Consider the following 16,272-nt stretch of genomic DNA (forward strand, 5'->3'; position numbering starts at 1 on the left):
AGATTTGCCCGTATGGTGCCCGCATTCTGATATCTTGTCGACGTGCACCGGAGGTTTCATCATGAAACGCTTCCATCTGCTCATCTTTGCGTTTCTCATTTTGGGGTGCACTCTTCAAGTTCGCGCCGAAGTTCTGCGCGTTCGCATCAATGGCACCATTCAGCCAATAGCCGCCGAACAGATCTCGCGCGGCATTGCAGCCGCACAAGCACGCCACGCGTCTGCCTTATTGATCGAGATCAACACCCCTGGCGGCCTTCTAGAATCAACTCGGGACATAATTGCGAAAATTGAATCCTCCCCCGTCCCTGTAGTCATCTTCGTCGGGCCGAGCGGGGCGCGTGCCGCCTCTGCCGGATTCTTCATCCTCGAATCGGCTGATGTGGCGGCCATGGCGCATGGCACCAACACTGGCGCTGCGCATCCGGTAACGATTGGAGGCGGCAAAATGGACGACGTCATGAAGGCCAAGCTCGAAAATGATACGGCGGCCTTTCTGCGCTCCTACGTTTCCCGTCGAGGACGCAACGCGACTGAAGCGGAGAAAGCGGTCCGCCAATCAATTTCCTGGACTGAAAAGGAAGCGCTCGAACTACACCTGATCGACCTCACGGCCCGCGACGAAGCCGACCTCCTGACGCAGATTGAGGGACGCACCATAAAGCGGTTCGACGGTTCGACTGCCGTACTTCACGTTGCAAACCAGCCTGTCGAGGATCTTCCTATGACGGTCCGGCAGCGGGTTCTAAGCTGGTTGATGGATCCCAACATCGCCTTCCTTGTCCTGGCAATCGGCGGACTTGCGCTTTATGCGGAATTCAACCACCCGGGGGCTATCATTCCCGGCGTCGTTGGCGTGATCTTTGTTTTGCTCACCCTTTTCGCTCTCAACTTGCTACCCACGCGCTATGCCTCATTTGCCCTTATTCTTCTGGCTTTTGTGCTCTTTGCACTGGAGGCAAAGTTCGTCTCCCACGGCGTCCTCACGCTGGGAGGCATCGTCGCGCTCACCCTGGGAGGCGTCTTGCTTGTCGATGGCCCCATCCCAGAAATGCGAGTCCGGCTCCTGACCGCCCTGGGTGTGAGCCTTCCCTTCGGGCTGATTACAGCTTTCCTGATGTCAATCGCATGGAGAGCCCGCCGCAACAAAATCACCACCGGCCCACAGGGAATCATCGGGGAGTTGGGCGTAGCTCGCAGTAACTTGGCTCCTACCGGAAAAGTGTTTGTTCACGGCGAATTATGGAACGCACATTCTTCGCAACCACTTGTTTCCGGTTCTCAGGTCCGCGTAGTGGCCATTCATGAATTGGAGTTGGAAGTCGAGCCGTTCAAGTAGGACTCCGATCCCAAAAACAAAGGGCAGAAGCCTCGGCTCCTGCCCATTTCGCTAGTCTTGCCAACAATTAATCGTAGTATTCCAGACCCAAGTGAGTGATCAGCTCTTCACCCTTGATGTGACGCAGGGTGTTCTTCATCTTCATGAGCTGGATGAACAGGTCGTGCTCAGGATAGAGTCCCGGCGCAGTCATCGGAGACTTGAAGTAGAAGCTCATCCACTCCTGGATGCCGATTCCCTTCAGCGAGCTGGTGCGCGCTGCGAGATCGAGGAACAGAACGATATCCAGAGCCAGCGGTGCAGCAAGGATCGAGTCGCGGCAGAGGAAATCGACCTTGATCTGCATCGGGTATCCGAGCCAGCCAAAGATGTCGATGTTGTCCCAGCCTTCCTTGTTGTCGCCACGCGGCGGGTAGTAGTTGATGCGGACTTTGTGGAAGATATTGCCGTAAAGGTCCGGATAGAGATTCGGCTGTAGAATGTGCTCCAGCACGCTCAGCTTCGATTCTTCCTTAGTCTTGAACGAACCCGGATCTTCCAGCACTTCACCGTCACGGTTTCCAAGAATGTTCGTCGAGAACCATCCGCTCATTCCCAGCAGGCGGGCTTTGAATCCCGGCGCCAGAATGGTCTTCATCAGAGTTTGGCCGGTCTTGAAATCCTTACCAGCGATCGGTGCATTGTTCTTCTTCGAAAGCTCCTGCATGCAGGGAAGGTCGACGCTCAAGTTTGGCGCGCCGTTTGCGTACGGAACGCTTTCCGACAAAGCCGCGAATGCATACATTTCAGACGGCGAGATATTCGGATCGCTTGCTTCCAAACCCTTTTCGAACGCGGCAACCGATTCGTGAACTTCACTTGCCTTCTGGAAGCTCTCTGTGGAGCCGCACCAGATCACGAGCAGGCGGTCACAGTTATTTTCTTTCTTGAAGTTGCGGATATCAGCGCGAAGCTGATCCACGAGGTCCTTCTTGCTCTTGCCCTTCTTCACGTTCGGGCCGTCGATCAGCTTGACATAGTTGTGATCGAACACGGCTGGCATCGGCTTAACGGTCTGGAGGTAAGGCTTCAACTGCTCGATAAGCTCTTTCTCCAGCACTTTGGCCTTCGATGCCGCTTCATATGCGTTGTCGGGGAAAATGTCCCACGCGCCGAAGACGATGTCGTTCAGTTCGGCGAGAGGCACGAAGTCCTTAATCATCGGCGAACGTCCATCAGTTCGCTTTCCAAGTCGAATGGTTCCCATCTGCGTCAACGAACCGATGGGGGCGGCAATGCCCTTGCGAACGGCTTCGACGCCGGCTATGAACGTCGTAGCCACTGCGCCTAATCCGACGACCAATACGCCAAGCTTTCCTTGGGCTGCTGCGATTTCAGTAGTGTTTTTTTGCCCTGTCGCCATCTATGAATCACTTCCTTGAAGAGTCAACCTCAATACTACAAACAATTTATGCTCTCTCGTGCAGTGCTGCTTTGGCAAACATGTTTTACTATGTGGGGCAACCCGAATGTCGAATGGTGTGCATTGCGGGTTGTGATGCGTTTTCATTCAGGGAATGGAACCCTATTCGCATTGAGTACAATCACTAGCCAATTCGCGCACGCATCGCGAGATGCGAAAATGTTCCGCGATGAGAAATCGACAGTAGCCGTCGAGAAGCAATTGAACGAGACCGAATGCCGACAAATCAAAGCACTGCAATCAAGCTTACTCCCGGAGAAGCCGTCGCTCAACGCACCATCACGTCCTACACACTGACTCCCGATCAATTGCACAAGTCCGAAGGCCTGCACCGTACGAGCGTCGTCCTATCGCTAACTTCGACGATCCTTGGCTTCGCGATTCTGCTCGTACTAATTGCCGTTCGCTTCGGACCACGTCTTCGTCAGGCAGCCGAAGCTATATCACGCAAGCGATTTGTCCAAGCCGCGATTTTCGTCCCCGCACTCCTTATCACCCTCTCCGTTATTGAACTGCCCCTGAGTATCTATGGGCATCACATATCGCTCAGTTACCACTTGAGTGTTCAGGGGTGGGGCTCATGGTTAGCCGATTGGGCGAAAGGCGAGGTGCTTACGGTCATCTTTGCCACGCTCGTGCTGTGGGGCCTATATACCGTAATTGATAACGCGCCCAAGCGCTGGTGGTTCTATAGTTGGCTGGCCGCTCTGCCCATTATGGCCGCGATGGTATTTGCTGCCCCTGTCATCATCGATCCGCTGTTCAATCGCTTCGAACCGCTGGCAAACACAAATCCGGCACTGACGCGCGAACTGCGTGCGCTGGCTCATTCCGCAGGCCTCGACATACCGGAGGCGCGCATTTTCCTCATGCACGCCAGCGACAAGGTCACCACCTACAACGCCTATGTGACTGGGTTTGGTGCGACCAAGCGCATAGTGGTTTGGGATACAACCGCTCGCGACCTCACTTTGCAGCAAACTCTATTTATCTTCGGCCACGAAATGGGGCACTACGTACTCCATCACATATATCTCGGCATGGCCTACACTGCCCTGCTCATGTTGATTGGGTTCTGGCTGCTACACCGTGTCGCAACCTCAGTCGTGCAAAGATTCGGCCCGCGTATGCACACCCCCTCACTTGCCGACTGGTCTTCCTTGCCTTTGCTGATGCTGATTGCTTCCGTCCTGTCCTTTGTGGGCGAGCCTCTGGGCAGCACGTTCAGCCGATGGGAAGAACACAAAGCAGATGTCTATGGCCTGGCAATTACGCAACCAGTGACGCCAAACGTTGGACAGGTGGCAGCACAGTCATTCCAACTGCTCGGCGAAAAGTCATATTCATATCCGAAACCCTCAAGACTTCTCGTCTTCTGGAGCTATTCCCACCCGCCAATTTCCGACCGGATTCGTTTTGCGCTTTCATATCCAGGCCATAGCCAGAAATGACTCTTCCCTAGACAACGCCTGGGAGTCGGCAAATAATGTCCTATCGAAGTTCGCTTTCTGCGCCGCATCACCTTCCCCCACAGCCCCCCGAAGAGGGCTTAAGGCTTCTTATTCAGAGCGCTAGAACGCCCACTTCATAACCGAAGCTCCGCTCGTAAATCCAGCTCCAACCGATGCGATCAGTAGGTTGTTCCCCTTCTTGAGACGACCGCTATCTACCGCCGTCTTCATCGCCAAAGGAATAGTGCCTGCGGTTGTGTTGCCGTAATCCTCAATGTTGATGATCACTTTCTCGCGAGGCATTTTCAGACGGTCAGCCGTTGCAGTAATGATTCTCTTGTTCGCCTGATGTGAGATGAAGCAGTCCACATCGGCACCGGTCATGCCGCACTTCGAGAGGACTCGCTCTGTGCATTCCGCCATCTTCTTAACGGCGTACTTGAACACCTGCTGCCCATCTTGATGAACGTAATGCATCTTCTCATCAACCGTCTTATGCGAAGAGGGATTCAGACTGCCGCCGCCAGGCATGTACAAGTAATCGCCGCCAAAACCTTCGATCTGGTGGACAAAGTCAATGAATCCGGCATCTTCGCCTTCCTCTGCCGGTTCCAGCAGCACGGCGCCAGCACCATCGCCAAACAAAATGCACGTTGACCGATCCGTATAGTCGATCATCGACGAGTTCACGTCAGCACCAATCACCAGGACCTTCTTGTGTGCGCCACTTTCCACTAGTTTGGTGCCCACCGTCAGCGAATACACAAACCCGGAGCATCCGGCCGACAGATCAAATCCCCATACCTGTGGCAGATTTAACTTTTTCTGCACCAGGCACGCAGTCGACGGATACATCATGTCGGGAGTGACCGTTCCCACAATGATCGCCTCGACCGTGCTCAGGTCCACGTTATGCCGCTCCGCCAAATCTTTCGCTGCGCCAACGGCCAGATCGCTAGCCGCTGTACCAGGATCTACGATGTGGCGCTCGCGGATTCCTGTACGCTCCAATATCCACTCGTTCGTGGTATCTACCATCTTTTCAAGCTCGGCATTTGCGAGCACGCGCGGAGGCAAATATGCACCTAAAGCCGTGATTTTGGCCCGTCTCTTATTATTCAACTCCCAATTTCTCCGGTATTAGTAATGCGTCAATTGTCGCCCACTGTGAAAGGAATGTAAACCACTCACCTCTGATGGACTCTCCTGTTGCAACCTCAACAATTGCGCCTCGTTACCGTTTTACGCACTCACATGCGGCCGTGATCGCCATCACATCTGAAGTCATAATTCATAAAGTATCGTTGCGCCGACGTTCCGCATTACAGGCGACGTTCAGTTTCAATCGCCACCGCGGTATTCATAATCCCGGCACTTAAGAGGACAACTTGAAGAACTGGCGCACTACATACAGCGACAAACTAGTCTCCGCCGAGCACGCGCTTCGCGTGGTCCAATCTGGAAACCGAGTCGTACTCGGGCATGCATGCAGCGAGCCTCCACTGCTGGTTGAAACCTTGATCTCCCGCGCGCCCGAACTTCGCAACGTAGAGATCTTTCACATGGTCGCGGTCGGCCCCGGAGCCTTCAACCACCCAGACATGGAACCTAGCTTCCACTTCAATGGCCCATTTCTCGGCGCTCCAAATCGCAAAGCGGTTCAGGAAGGACGCGCCACCTTCACACCTTGTTTCTTCTCTGAAGTCCCTCGGCTTTTCAAGCACCAGATCCTTCCTGTAGATGTTGCGCTCATTCAGGTAACCCCTCCAGATGAGCAAGGTTATTGCAGCTATGGACTCTCGGGTGACTACACCCAGGCTGCCGCGGAGTCTGCCAAGGTCGTGATTGCGGAGATGAACTCTCGGCTGCCCCATACCGAAGGCGCAAAAATCCATCTTGACTGCATCAATTACATTGTCGAGAGCGATTCGGATATCAAGGAAGTTCCCGCACCGAAGTTTGGAGAAGTCGAGCGCCTCATCGGCCAACACGTGGCGTCACTCGTTCCGGACGGCGCTACGCTTCAGCTAGGAATCGGCGCCATCCCCGAGGCTTGCCTGCTCTCTCTCATGGACAAGAAAGATCTCGGCATCCACTCCGAAATGTTTTCCGACGGAGTAGTCACCCTTGCCGAAGCGGGCGTAATAACGAACAACCGCAAGACTCTCAACCCAGGCAAGTTCATCGTCACATTCCTTGTCGGCACAAAGAAGCTTTACGACTTCGTGCACAACAACCCCGCAGTCGAAGTCCACCCGGTCGACTACACCAATGATCCCCACATCATCGGCCAGCACGACAACATGATTTCCATTAATTCCGCGCTACAGGTCGATCTCACCGGACAGGTCAACGCCGAGATGATCGGTGACGTTCAATACAGCGGCATAGGAGGTCAGGTTGATTTTGTTCGTGGAGCCGGCCGGTCCAAAGGCGGCAAGTCGATCATTGCCCTGCCTTCAACTGCTGCCAACGGTACTATCTCACGGATATGCTGCGAACTCGATCGCGGCGCTGCGGTCTCGACCTCGCGAAATGACGTGCATTACGTTGTAACGGAATACGGCGTTGCCGACCTGCGCGGGAAGACATTGCAGCAAAGAACTGAAGCTCTCGTTGCTATTGCGCACCCTGCTTTCCGTGATGCGCTTAGGGGAGCAGGGAAAGCTGCGAGCATGGCATCAGGAAAATAGACACAGATCAGTTCAACGACCAACATTCGCCAACCGTCTGGACGAATGGTAGGTGACCCGGGATGGCTCGCAGTAATGCCCGACATCCCGGTATTTTTGCAACTGTGGGATGAACGCAGGGCTCTTTAGCTGAACAATTTCCAGATCACGACTGCGACTGCCACCCAAGCCATCAATGAAAACGGAATGGCCACAATTAACCCGCGGATAGCGGAACGCGGCACATTTGTTTCCTGCTTACACACGCCGACTTGCATTGCCCCAAGCTCCATAAAAACATCTTCTCCCGAAACAAGCTTCTCGCGTTGGAATAAAGTTTTCGGAGATAAAACGTAGGGTCAATGCACTAGCGGGTAACCGAATGGGAACTGGTTCAAAGCGGGACTAGATGAGGTTTCGTACCAAAAAAATAAAGCCGGACACCGGCGACTCACTGCGCACGAAACGACCCGTTACCGTTGCTTCCTTCCGGACCTGGCGGGGTTGGCGGGGTTTCATCGCGTAAGACCGATGTCCGACCAGATTCGATACTACCACGTCCGTTTTATCGGTTCATCCCTGTCCTGAGGAAAACTCGCCAGTGCACGTCAGGCCGCATCTATACTGAGGTCGGATGTCCACGGTTGCCCCATCCCGTCCTGTGCCCCCGGAGATCGAGCGCCTGTTTCAGACCTCCATATTTCTTCTGGTCGTCACGGGATTCGCCGCCTTAGCCTCGACTGGGAAATTGGACCTTTTCGGCGTCGTCTTTGTCTCTGGCGCGCTTCTGGTTCGCGCGGCCCTGCTCGTCCTCAACCGCCGCATCGTCATTCCGCGCCAGATAACTTCCTGGCTGGCGGTGATCTACTTCCTCGTTTACCTAATCGATTTCCTGCTGATCTCGCACGATTTCCTAGCGCCCTCGGTCCACTTAGTGTTGTTTGGTATGTGCGTCAAGCTCTTTGCTGTTGAGCGCGACCGAGACTATGTGTATCTGGCGATACTTTCCTTCCTGATGGTGCTATCGGCGGCGATCCTGACGGTGGACTCGGCCTTCCTCCCTTCCTTTGCGCTCTTCATTGTTTTGGCCGTGTTTTCCTTCATGGTGATGGAAATGCGACGGTCTGCATTAGCGGCTTCCAACTCGGAGGCACTCGTCTTCCCGGGCCTTCGCAAGCGCAATCGTAAGATTTCGCCCATCCGCCTCCTCTCAACGTCCTTGGCGCGCACGACTGCCGTCGTCGTTCTGTCAATCCTTGGAGTGTCCACTGTTCTCTTCTTCGCCATGCCACGCATGAGCGGAGGCTACTTATCTCGCTATGCGCAAAATGACGGGGTATCGACGGGCTTTTCCGATTCCGTGAACCTCGGCGAGATCGGGCATATTCAGCAATCTTCTTCGATCGTCGCCCATCTTCGAATCGAGGGTGAGGCCGCACGTTCAGGTTCGTATCACGATGTACGGCTACGCGGAACCGTTCTTACTAATTTCGACGGGAAACGCTGGACGAACCCTCACGGCGGCCCGGACATCGTTTCGCCAGGAATGCAGCTTCTGCCGCACACAGCACAGGCAGCGCGCCGCGATGAAATGCGCATTGCGCGAGGCCCGCATCCTGAGATGATCCGCTACCGCGTCCTGATGGAACCGATCGGCACCAATGTCATCTTCACTATCCCAGTTGCGCAGGCGCTCTTTGGTACTTTCCATCAGATCATTGTTGATGACGACCAGTCATTTCGGAGCTTCGACAACGAACGCACGGCAGGAGTCTACGAGGGTGTCTCTGACGTTTCACAGCCCACCACAGCGACCCTCGATCACCCTCTTGCTCCTGTGCCTCAACTTTCGGGCCGCTATTATCAGCTTCCGCCTCGGCTCGATCCGAGAATCGTCCAGCTTGCCCACAGGTTGACGGACTCCGAGGTTTCGCCTTACCGTCGTGCACGTGCGATTGAAACCTATCTGACGACGCAGTTCGGCTATACGCTCCAGTTGCCGTCCTCGCCTCCTGCCGATCCTCTAGCTGACTTCTTGTTCCGCCGCCGCAGGGGGCACTGCGAGTACTTCGCATCCTCCATGGCGGTGATGCTCCGGACTATCGGCATCCCTTCACGCGTTATTACCGGCTTTCGAGGCGCGCAGTTCAACGAGGTGAACTCAACGTACATCGTGCGTGCGAGTGATGCTCACTCCTGGGTCGAAGCCTACATTCCGGGCGCCGGATGGATAACGTTCGACCCGACCCCGGGCGGAGCTACTCCGCCCGTAATGACCGTCTGGTCTCGAATCCAGCTCTACTTCGATGCGGCAGGAGAGTTCTGGCGCGAATGGGTCGTGAACTACGACGCGGCTCACCAGCAGACTTTGTCTACCTCTAGCGTGCACCAGGCTCAGCGGGTAATGGACAGGATGCGACATTGGTACGCCCACCAATATCAGCACATGCTCGAAGCAGCTCGCCGACTGCACGAGACCGCAACCGACAATCCACGACGGCTCCTTCGCCCAGGGCTGATTCTTCTCGGTCTTGTTCTGCTCGTACCGTTCCTGTTCGCTTTGCGCGCGCTGTATCGGTATGTACGTCGTGCCACAGCGTATCAGTCTTCCAGTGCCGCAACATCACTGCTCTACATCCGTATGAGCAACCGCCTTGCTCGCCGAGGCTACAGGCGCTCTCCTGCGCAGACTCCCTATGAGTTCGCTGACTCGATACCTGATTCCGGTCTGCGGGATTCTGTGCTGCGCTTCACCATTGCGTATGAGCACGCTCGCTACGGCGAATCCCAATCCGCCGCAGCCAACCTCCCTGCACTTTACGACCAAGTTACGAAAGCACTGACGCGTCGCTAACGAATCCACCCTCTCCCGTTTTGAAGTGCTCCTGGGTCACTGCCAGAATTCCCGACGAAAGGTTCCTTCCGGCCTCCGCTTAGGGCTAAATTCTCCCGACAGGAGGAACGATTAACCACATTGTCATACTTCCGGTCTGAAGGTATTTACCTGCACGCTAATGTTCCTTTTTACCTGGCCAGTGTAGATTCCGCCGAGATTTCCTCAGTCTCGCTTCAGGAATCGCATTCGATGCCGGGCTCTGACTCCTTCAGGCACCTCATCCATCTTGAGAAAACTAAGGGAACCATCTACTTCGAGGACGCCAATCGCCACTTCTCCAATGCTCCCGATCCCATGCTCGCGCAGCGACCGCATGACCTCGTCAACGGTTACGTGTTCTCTTTTCAAGTGCTCAGGGATGAGCTTCCCGTCGTGGATCAGTAGAGATGGCGATCCCTGCACCATTCGACGGAATCGCCGATTCATGCCGCTCAGTTCTGCAACGACATAGTTCATTCCCAGCAAAACACCCGCGGCCACCGCGCCTCCCGCGAGCGAGGTGTCCGGACCGGTCATCGCATTTTGCACGGAATTACTCAGTAGCAACAGCAACGTAAGGTCAAACGGTGTCATCTGTCCGACCTCCCGTTTGCCCGTCAAGCGCACTCCAACCAACACAAGGATGTACACAGCGCCGGTGCGCGCAATAATCTGCAAAGCCGTCATCCACGTCGTCAGCATAGTTCTCCCATATAGCAAAAAGCCCGGCTGTGCCGGGCTCCCGCGCCAAACGAATCTACTATTTCGGTGTAGCCAGGTAGCCTGAAATCTGGTCCTTGCTCACGTTGAAGATAACTACCTCATAGAGCTGTCTCTCTCGTCCGGTATAGAACTGCAGCGGCTCGCCCAGCGTGCGATCCTTCTTCTCAATCGTATGATCATCGGCGTAAACATTGAGCGTGAAGCGAGATTTCTTCGCGTCTGCTTTCTTCAGTTCGAGGCTTACGGTCGAGATTGGAACACGTTGTTTCTTTCGCAGTGAGAATTCGAAGTAGTTGCGATCACCCTTATGTTTCAGGTACTCAAGCTCGTCATGGTTCTTCGCGATCAATCCGCTGTGGACGTTCAAGTCGCCAATTGCGGTTTCAAGTTTTGCCTTAGTCGCAGCCAAGTCCGAGCGTGTGGCCGCAATGTCATTCTTTGCGCCACCCAGGTCGCTCTTCACTCCTGATACTGCAGAGTTCACGTTATCTACTTGCTTGTTAGTGGCCTGCTGCGCCGCGCTCAATTTCGCGGCCGAGCGCTCTTGCTGTGCCTTCAACTCAGCCGCCCGCGTCGCGAGTTCTTCCTGGGTCATGCCCACTTTCGAGCCGAGAGCTTCCATGCCAGCTTCAATGTTCTTACTGGTCAGGTGCAGCTTATCTTCGATCACTTTCGTCTCAGCACTTTGGCGTTCTGCGTTGGCTTCGAGTGCCTTCACGCGGCCGCGAAGATCAAAGATCAGATAGAGAGCAACCGCAAAAAGAATGACCACCACTACGCCGCCAGCTATCAGCGGGACCGCGCTTGTTTGTTTCTCCACGTTCTTGATCTCGACCACTTCAGGCATATGAGTGCTCCTGGGATTTGACTGCATTGATTGTTCCAGTGCACCTGCCCAGTGTCAACGGAGAAACCTTAGCACCTGGAGGTTTGAACTAAGGCAAAAAACAGTTCAGAGCAGCTGGCCTGAACTGAACAGTTTGGCGTCCGCCTTGCATCAACATGGAACAGAAGAATTGTAGTTTGAGTGAATTTGCTCCAAGTCGCAGGGCGCCTCAGGGCGAGTGAACAGAAAACAGGTCTCGGGAAGCTTGAGTCCTTACAGCAGAAAAGGCAGCGGCGCACCTTTTTTGTGGAGTTGAATGCTGTATCTGACGCGTCGCGTACATACTCGGGGAGAGTACATGAGAAAGTTTGAAATCCTACTGTTGTTGGCGCTGGTGGCCACGGCTCTCGGGATAGCTCAGGATCGGTCATCCAAGCCAGCTCCGACTCCAAGTCAGACAGCTACGCCGGAGATTGTGAACGCACAGCCTCAATCTTCTTCTATCCGGATATTGACACCCGTTGCAGGCCAGACGCTTGGGGCCAACTTCGTTGACCTACGCTTTGAACTGCTTCGCCCCGCGCTGAATGGCGAACCAAATTTCTTGATTCAACTGGACGCATTGGATCCGGTGAACACTGGCTCTCTGAGCTACACCTTTGCGGATCTACAGCCCGGCGTTCACAGCATCCGCGTAACGTTGGTGGACGCGAACAACTCTCCCGTACAGGGAGGGACTGCGACCGTGCAGTTCAAAGTACCGGCTAATAACGCGCCTGCTCCGACCAATGGTCCACGTGGAGCAAAGCAGCACGGCTTGGATACGCTTGCCGCTAGTGCTCCTGCTGCGCCGATTCCTCCCGAATTGCGCCGCGACGGAGATATGAACCTTCCGCTAGCTGGCAGCCCACTTCCTCTACTGTCAATCATCGGGTTTGGATTGCTGATCGGCGGCGCAGCGCACACCATGCGTTCGCGATCGCGATAGAGCTCTCGATTCGACCATACAATCCAATTCGGGCCAGTGTTTCTGCGATGATTCACCGCATCTATCTTGATTAGGAGTCGGCACCACGACCGACCCGCGTGGATCATTCAACTTGCGTCTGAATCCTAAGCCAACGCGCCTGGTCACTAGAGTGTCTTCGTTACGAACTCACCTAGCGCCGTTGCTGTTGTTCTCTGGGGTCGCAATTCTGGGATTTGTGGGTGCGCAGTACGGAATCATGGCTCTGGAACAACACCACTTACAGACGGTCTGGAAGCAGCAGCAACTAGATGCCGAGACGGGAATCATCCATCGAGCCTCATTGAGTGTGCGCCATGGCACTCTTTCTCGCCTGACAATTCCTGCCATCGGTTTCTCCGCCGTTGTTGTTGAAGGAACAGGTCCGATCTCGCTAATGCTTGGTCCAGGGCACCTGACGGGGACAGCTTTGCCCGGCGATCCGGGGAATGTTGTCATCAGCGCTCATCGCGAGATGTTCTTCCGGCGAATCACAGAGCTTAAGCCAGCGGACCGCATCATTCTTGAACGCGATGGTCGGACTTTCACCTATGTAGTAGATCAACTACGAATTGTGAAGCCTTCTAACATATCGGTGGCCGCCCCTACCAAGGACGACAGGCTCACTCTCATTACTTGCGATCCCGCATTCTATGCTGGCCTGGCGCCTAAGCGCTTGGTGATTGTAAGCAGATTGCTTGGTGTCACGCCCTCCTTGCCGCGAACACCCGTTGAGTTCGCGAGGCCCAATGCTCCTCGTTCTCGAATTCACCAAGCTTCAGTGAAACGGTCACGCAGCCACGAATCCGACTAACGAAGCGGCGAGGTCGCGCCGAGAGCTTGTTCTGATTACAATGTAGCCGTGTTGAAATCGTACGATACCATCGTGATCGGCGCAGGGATCATTGGTCTGTCCCTCGCTTGGGAACTGTCTCGCAAGTCTCTCAATGTGCTAGTTCTTGAACGCCTGGAACCCGGGCAAGAGGCGTCGCATGCCGGCGGAGGCATGATTGCGGATCTGGACCCGGTCCTTCCCGCTGAATTGCTCCAACTGGCTCATCGTAGTGCAAAGCTGTATCGGACTTTCGTCACTCAGCTGAGCTCCGAATCCGGGCACGCGATTGACCTTCGTGACAACGGAGTCATTGCTTTCGAAGAACATCCGATTCCTGAGAACGAGGGTATTCGCAAGATCACTTCCGAGCAGGCTCTTACCTTGGAGCCAAAACTTACGATTCCTCCCGATTCTCCCTACACGATGGACGAACGTGCGGTAGATCCGAGGGACGTGGTCTCTGCCCTTCGCTGTGCAGTCCAGAAGCGTGGCGTTGAACTAATTACTAACGAAACCGTGCAGAAGATTGAAGTACAGAACGGCAAAGCAGTAGGCGTCCGCACAAACGAAGCTGTATACCATGCACATGCCGTTGTGAATTGCGCGGGCGCTTGGGCTTCGCAGATCGCGGGATCGGGCGTAAGGCTGCCTACGTCGCCGGTTAAGGGACATATGGTGGCTCTCGCATTTCCGGAAGAGCTTCAGATGAGTGTACCGGAGCGCGAGCAACGGCGAGTCCTTCGACATGTCCTCCGCTCGCGATGGTGCTACATCATTCCGCGCACAAACGGACGCTATGTTGTGGGCAGCACTGTTGAACCGGCTGGATTTGATAAGTCGCTGAATAGTTATCGTGTGAAACGCCTACAAGCAGCCGCTGCGAGACTCATTCCCGAGTTTGCGGAAGCTAAGATTGCTGAGGCATGGACAGGGCTTCGCCCGGGAACTCCCGACAACCTTCCATTACTTGGTGCGACAGCTCTGCCCGGCTACTTCGCAGCGACGGGCCATTATCGCGATGGAATCCTCTTGGCGCCGGTAACAGCAGAAGTGATTGCCTCAGTGATACTGACCGGTTCATCACCAGTTTCGCTGGAACGATTCTCACCGCAGCGCTTTTCGTGATTCAATGCGCGGCCCGCTTCGCTTGCCAGTGAGGCAAACACGATGAGCGGCGATGCTATACTCTCCAGTTCGATTCACGTTGAGAAAGGACTTCCCTATCATGGCATCGCCTGCGATCTCATTCGCCAAGGAAAACGAAAAGCGCTTCCTTGAAGAGTTGAAGGAACTACTCCGCATCCCAAGCATCAGCACTCTTCCAGAACATCGAAGCGACATCGACAAGGCCGCCGCATTCATCGGGACGGAGCTGAAACGTATTGGAATAGAGAACGTGGAGCTCATCGAGACCGCAGGACATCCGCTCGTTTATGGCGACTGGCTTCACGCAAAAGGAAAGCCTACCGTTCTGATCTATGCGCACTACGACGTACAACCAACAGAACCTTTGGACGAGTGGGTCTCTCCTCCGTTTGAGCCGACTGAACGTAATCAGAACCTGTATGCGCGTGGCGCAGTGGATGACAAAGGCCAACTCTGGATGCAGATCAAGGCTCTGGAGTCTTTATTTGCAGCAGACGGCAAGCTGCCAGTAAATGTGAGAGTGCTGTTTGAGGGCGAAGAAGAAGTCGGTGGCGAAGCAATCGAGAAATTCGTCCACGAGCACAGCGATCATTTGAAATCAGACGTGGCGCTCATTTGCGATACGGAATTGTTCGCTCCCGACCTGCCTACCTTATGCGTAGGCCTGCGCGGCATGCTCTACACGGAAATTGAAGCGCGAGGCGCTGCTACTGATTTGCACTCGGGGGTGTATGGTGGCGCGGCTCCGAATCCTCTTTTTGCGCTCTGCGAGATCATCACGAAGTTGAAGGATGAGAGTGGACGTGTCCTGATTCCCGGCTTCTACGACGACGTCCAAGCTCCGACGAATGATGAATTGAAAGCATGGGAATCGCTCCCGTTTGATGAAGAGCACTACCGCAAAACAGAGGTGGGCTCGACGGAACTGACGGGTGAGAAGGACTATTCCGTACTCTATCGGACATGGGCGCGGCCGACACTTGAAGTGCACGGCATGCCGGGAGGTTTCACGGGAGCAGGTGCTAAGACGGTGATTCCGGCAAAGGCCTCGGCAAAGATCTCCATGCGAATGGTTCCCAACCAGAACCCAGATGACATCTTGCAGAAGCTCACGAGCTACGTGAACTCGATCAAGCCGATCGGCATTCAGCTCAACATCAAGGTGCATTCCAAGGGCAAGGCTGTGGTCGTCAGTACCGACAACGATTACATCAGAGCCGCGAATGAAGCGCTACATGAAGTCTTTCGGAAGGACACGGTGTACACACGTTCCGGTGGATCAATCCCGATCGTGGGACAGTTCCGAAACGATCTGAAGATTCCTTCGGTGATGATGGGGCTCGGCCTTCCTGATGACAACATCCATGCGCCAAATGAGAAGTTCCATATTCCGAACTTCTACAGGGGAATCGAGTCGGTTGTCCGGTTCCTGTCGATCCTAGGCGAGAAGTAGAGATCTGGTTCCGCAACAGGCCCGGTGAAAGCCGGGCTTTTCCTTTCGTGCCACCACAATTCAGCTTCTTGCGTTTTACTCGCAAGTCCACATAGTCTGAAAAGGCTCTGTAGTTCTCCTTCGACCTCTTCCCCACACATTTTGATTGTGACAGATGACGTGCGCCAATACGCTTCTGCACGGCTATAGGTGCAGACGATCGTTTGTTGCTGCACATCAGGTGCATATATGGGGCTTTTACACAGGTAACCACAACAAATGGGGTTTTGTCTCTTGACTCCCCTACTGGGCGCTCGATAGAGTGGCATCAACTTGCGAGGCGGACCTCCCCGCTCAAAAGGCCTGGGAGGGCTCGGATCTTCCGAGTTACCAGCCACCACTCGCGCAGTGCCCAAAGCGGATCGGGATACGAAACTATCTCGCATGGCAAGGGCACACAGGGCAGCTTCCAGCCGAGGCGGCCCTCATTACCAGCAGACCGCCG

General features: G+C 54.8%; 12 protein-coding genes and 1 other RNA gene. 8 read left to right on the top strand and 5 right to left on the bottom strand.

Features of this window, described 5'->3' with window-relative positions; translation table 11 throughout:
- Positions 1-61: 61 nt before the first annotated feature.
- Positions 62-1,339, top strand: coding sequence for an NfeD family protein (locus AC6IZD_RS08390; RefSeq protein WP_497787238.1), 1,278 nt, complete (start codon positions 62-64; stop codon positions 1,337-1,339).
- A 67-nt stretch (positions 1,340-1,406) separates the two neighbouring features.
- Here the strand turns inward: AC6IZD_RS08390 and AC6IZD_RS08395 are convergent, their stop codons facing one another.
- Positions 1,407-2,741 carry an inositol-3-phosphate synthase gene (locus AC6IZD_RS08395; protein WP_497787239.1) on the bottom strand — a complete coding sequence of 445 codons (1,335 nt, stop codon included), beginning with the start codon at positions 2,739-2,741 and terminating at the stop codon, positions 1,407-1,409.
- A 275-nt stretch (positions 2,742-3,016) separates the two neighbouring features.
- Here AC6IZD_RS08395 and AC6IZD_RS08400 point away from each other — a divergent pair, with 275 nt between their 5' ends.
- Positions 3,017-4,252 (top strand): M48 family metallopeptidase, encoded by a 1,236-nt coding sequence (locus tag AC6IZD_RS08400; RefSeq protein WP_497787240.1) that lies wholly within the window; start codon positions 3,017-3,019, stop codon positions 4,250-4,252.
- A 120-nt stretch (positions 4,253-4,372) separates the two neighbouring features.
- Here the strand turns inward: AC6IZD_RS08400 and AC6IZD_RS08405 are convergent, their stop codons facing one another.
- Positions 4,373-5,374, bottom strand: coding sequence for a beta-ketoacyl-ACP synthase III (locus tag AC6IZD_RS08405; protein ID WP_497787241.1), 1,002 nt, complete (start codon positions 5,372-5,374; stop codon positions 4,373-4,375).
- 266 nt (positions 5,375-5,640) lie between these two features.
- Between AC6IZD_RS08405 and AC6IZD_RS08410 the strand changes: the two genes are divergently transcribed.
- A complete protein-coding gene (locus tag AC6IZD_RS08410; protein ID WP_497787242.1) occupies positions 5,641-6,945 on the top strand; it encodes an acetyl-CoA hydrolase/transferase family protein in 1,305 nt (434 codons plus the stop codon).
- 416 nt (positions 6,946-7,361) lie between these two features.
- Here the strand turns inward: AC6IZD_RS08410 and ffs are convergent.
- Positions 7,362-7,459, bottom strand: an RNA gene (ffs, locus tag AC6IZD_RS08415) — signal recognition particle sRNA small type.
- Positions 7,460-7,558: 99 nt separating this feature from the next.
- On the opposite strand from ffs, the gene AC6IZD_RS08420 reads away from it, so the two are divergent.
- Positions 7,559-9,778 carry a transglutaminase TgpA family protein gene (locus AC6IZD_RS08420; protein ID WP_497787243.1) on the top strand — a complete coding sequence of 740 codons (2,220 nt, stop codon included), beginning with the start codon at positions 7,559-7,561 and terminating at the stop codon, positions 9,776-9,778.
- Between the two features lie 204 nt (positions 9,779-9,982).
- Here AC6IZD_RS08420 and AC6IZD_RS08425 read toward each other — a convergent pair whose 3' ends face one another.
- Positions 9,983-10,501, bottom strand: a complete 519-nt coding sequence (locus AC6IZD_RS08425) for a DUF421 domain-containing protein (RefSeq protein WP_497787244.1) — start codon at positions 10,499-10,501, stop codon at positions 9,983-9,985.
- Between the two features lie 58 nt (positions 10,502-10,559).
- Positions 10,560-11,369, bottom strand: a complete 810-nt coding sequence (locus AC6IZD_RS08430; protein ID WP_497787245.1) for a hypothetical protein — start codon at positions 11,367-11,369, stop codon at positions 10,560-10,562.
- A 337-nt stretch (positions 11,370-11,706) separates the two neighbouring features.
- Here AC6IZD_RS08430 and AC6IZD_RS08435 point away from each other — a divergent pair, with 337 nt between their 5' ends.
- The 4 genes from AC6IZD_RS08435 (at position 11,707) to AC6IZD_RS08450 (ending at position 15,788) form a co-directional block, all read left to right on the top strand.
- Positions 11,707-12,336 carry a hypothetical protein gene (locus AC6IZD_RS08435; RefSeq protein ID WP_497787246.1) on the top strand — a complete coding sequence of 210 codons (630 nt, stop codon included), beginning with the start codon at positions 11,707-11,709 and terminating at the stop codon, positions 12,334-12,336.
- Positions 12,337-12,487: 151 nt separating this feature from the next.
- Positions 12,488-13,168, top strand: a complete 681-nt coding sequence (locus tag AC6IZD_RS08440) for a class D sortase (protein ID WP_497787247.1) — start codon at positions 12,488-12,490, stop codon at positions 13,166-13,168.
- Positions 13,169-13,216: 48 nt separating this feature from the next.
- On the top strand, positions 13,217-14,314 hold the full coding sequence (thiO, locus tag AC6IZD_RS08445; RefSeq protein ID WP_497787248.1) for a glycine oxidase ThiO: 1,098 nt from the start codon (positions 13,217-13,219) through the stop codon (positions 14,312-14,314).
- Between the two features lie 100 nt (positions 14,315-14,414).
- Positions 14,415-15,788, top strand: a complete 1,374-nt coding sequence (locus AC6IZD_RS08450; RefSeq protein WP_497787249.1) for a dipeptidase — start codon at positions 14,415-14,417, stop codon at positions 15,786-15,788.
- Positions 15,789-16,272: the final 484 nt, after the last annotated feature.

It is taken from the genome of Koromonas humicola, from assembly GCF_059726255.1.

Bases quoted from the DNA above. Each gene is read 5' to 3' on its own strand.
- AC6IZD_RS08390 (WP_497787238.1), top strand. From the start codon at position 62: ATGAAACGCTTCCATCTGCTCATCTTTGCGTTTCTCATTTTGGGGTGC.
- AC6IZD_RS08395 (WP_497787239.1), bottom strand. From the start codon at position 2,741: ATGGCGACAGGGCAAAAAAACACTACTGAAATCGCAGCAGCCCAAGGA.
- AC6IZD_RS08400 (WP_497787240.1), top strand. From the start codon at position 3,017: ATGCCGACAAATCAAAGCACTGCAATCAAGCTTACTCCCGGAGAAGCC.
- AC6IZD_RS08420 (WP_497787243.1), top strand. From the start codon at position 7,559: ATGTCCACGGTTGCCCCATCCCGTCCTGTGCCCCCGGAGATCGAGCGC.
- AC6IZD_RS08425 (WP_497787244.1), bottom strand. From the start codon at position 10,501: ATGCTGACGACGTGGATGACGGCTTTGCAGATTATTGCGCGCACCGGC.
- AC6IZD_RS08430 (WP_497787245.1), bottom strand. From the start codon at position 11,369: ATGCCTGAAGTGGTCGAGATCAAGAACGTGGAGAAACAAACAAGCGCG.
- AC6IZD_RS08435 (WP_497787246.1), top strand. From the start codon at position 11,707: ATGAGAAAGTTTGAAATCCTACTGTTGTTGGCGCTGGTGGCCACGGCT.
- AC6IZD_RS08450 (WP_497787249.1), top strand. From the start codon at position 14,415: ATGGCATCGCCTGCGATCTCATTCGCCAAGGAAAACGAAAAGCGCTTC.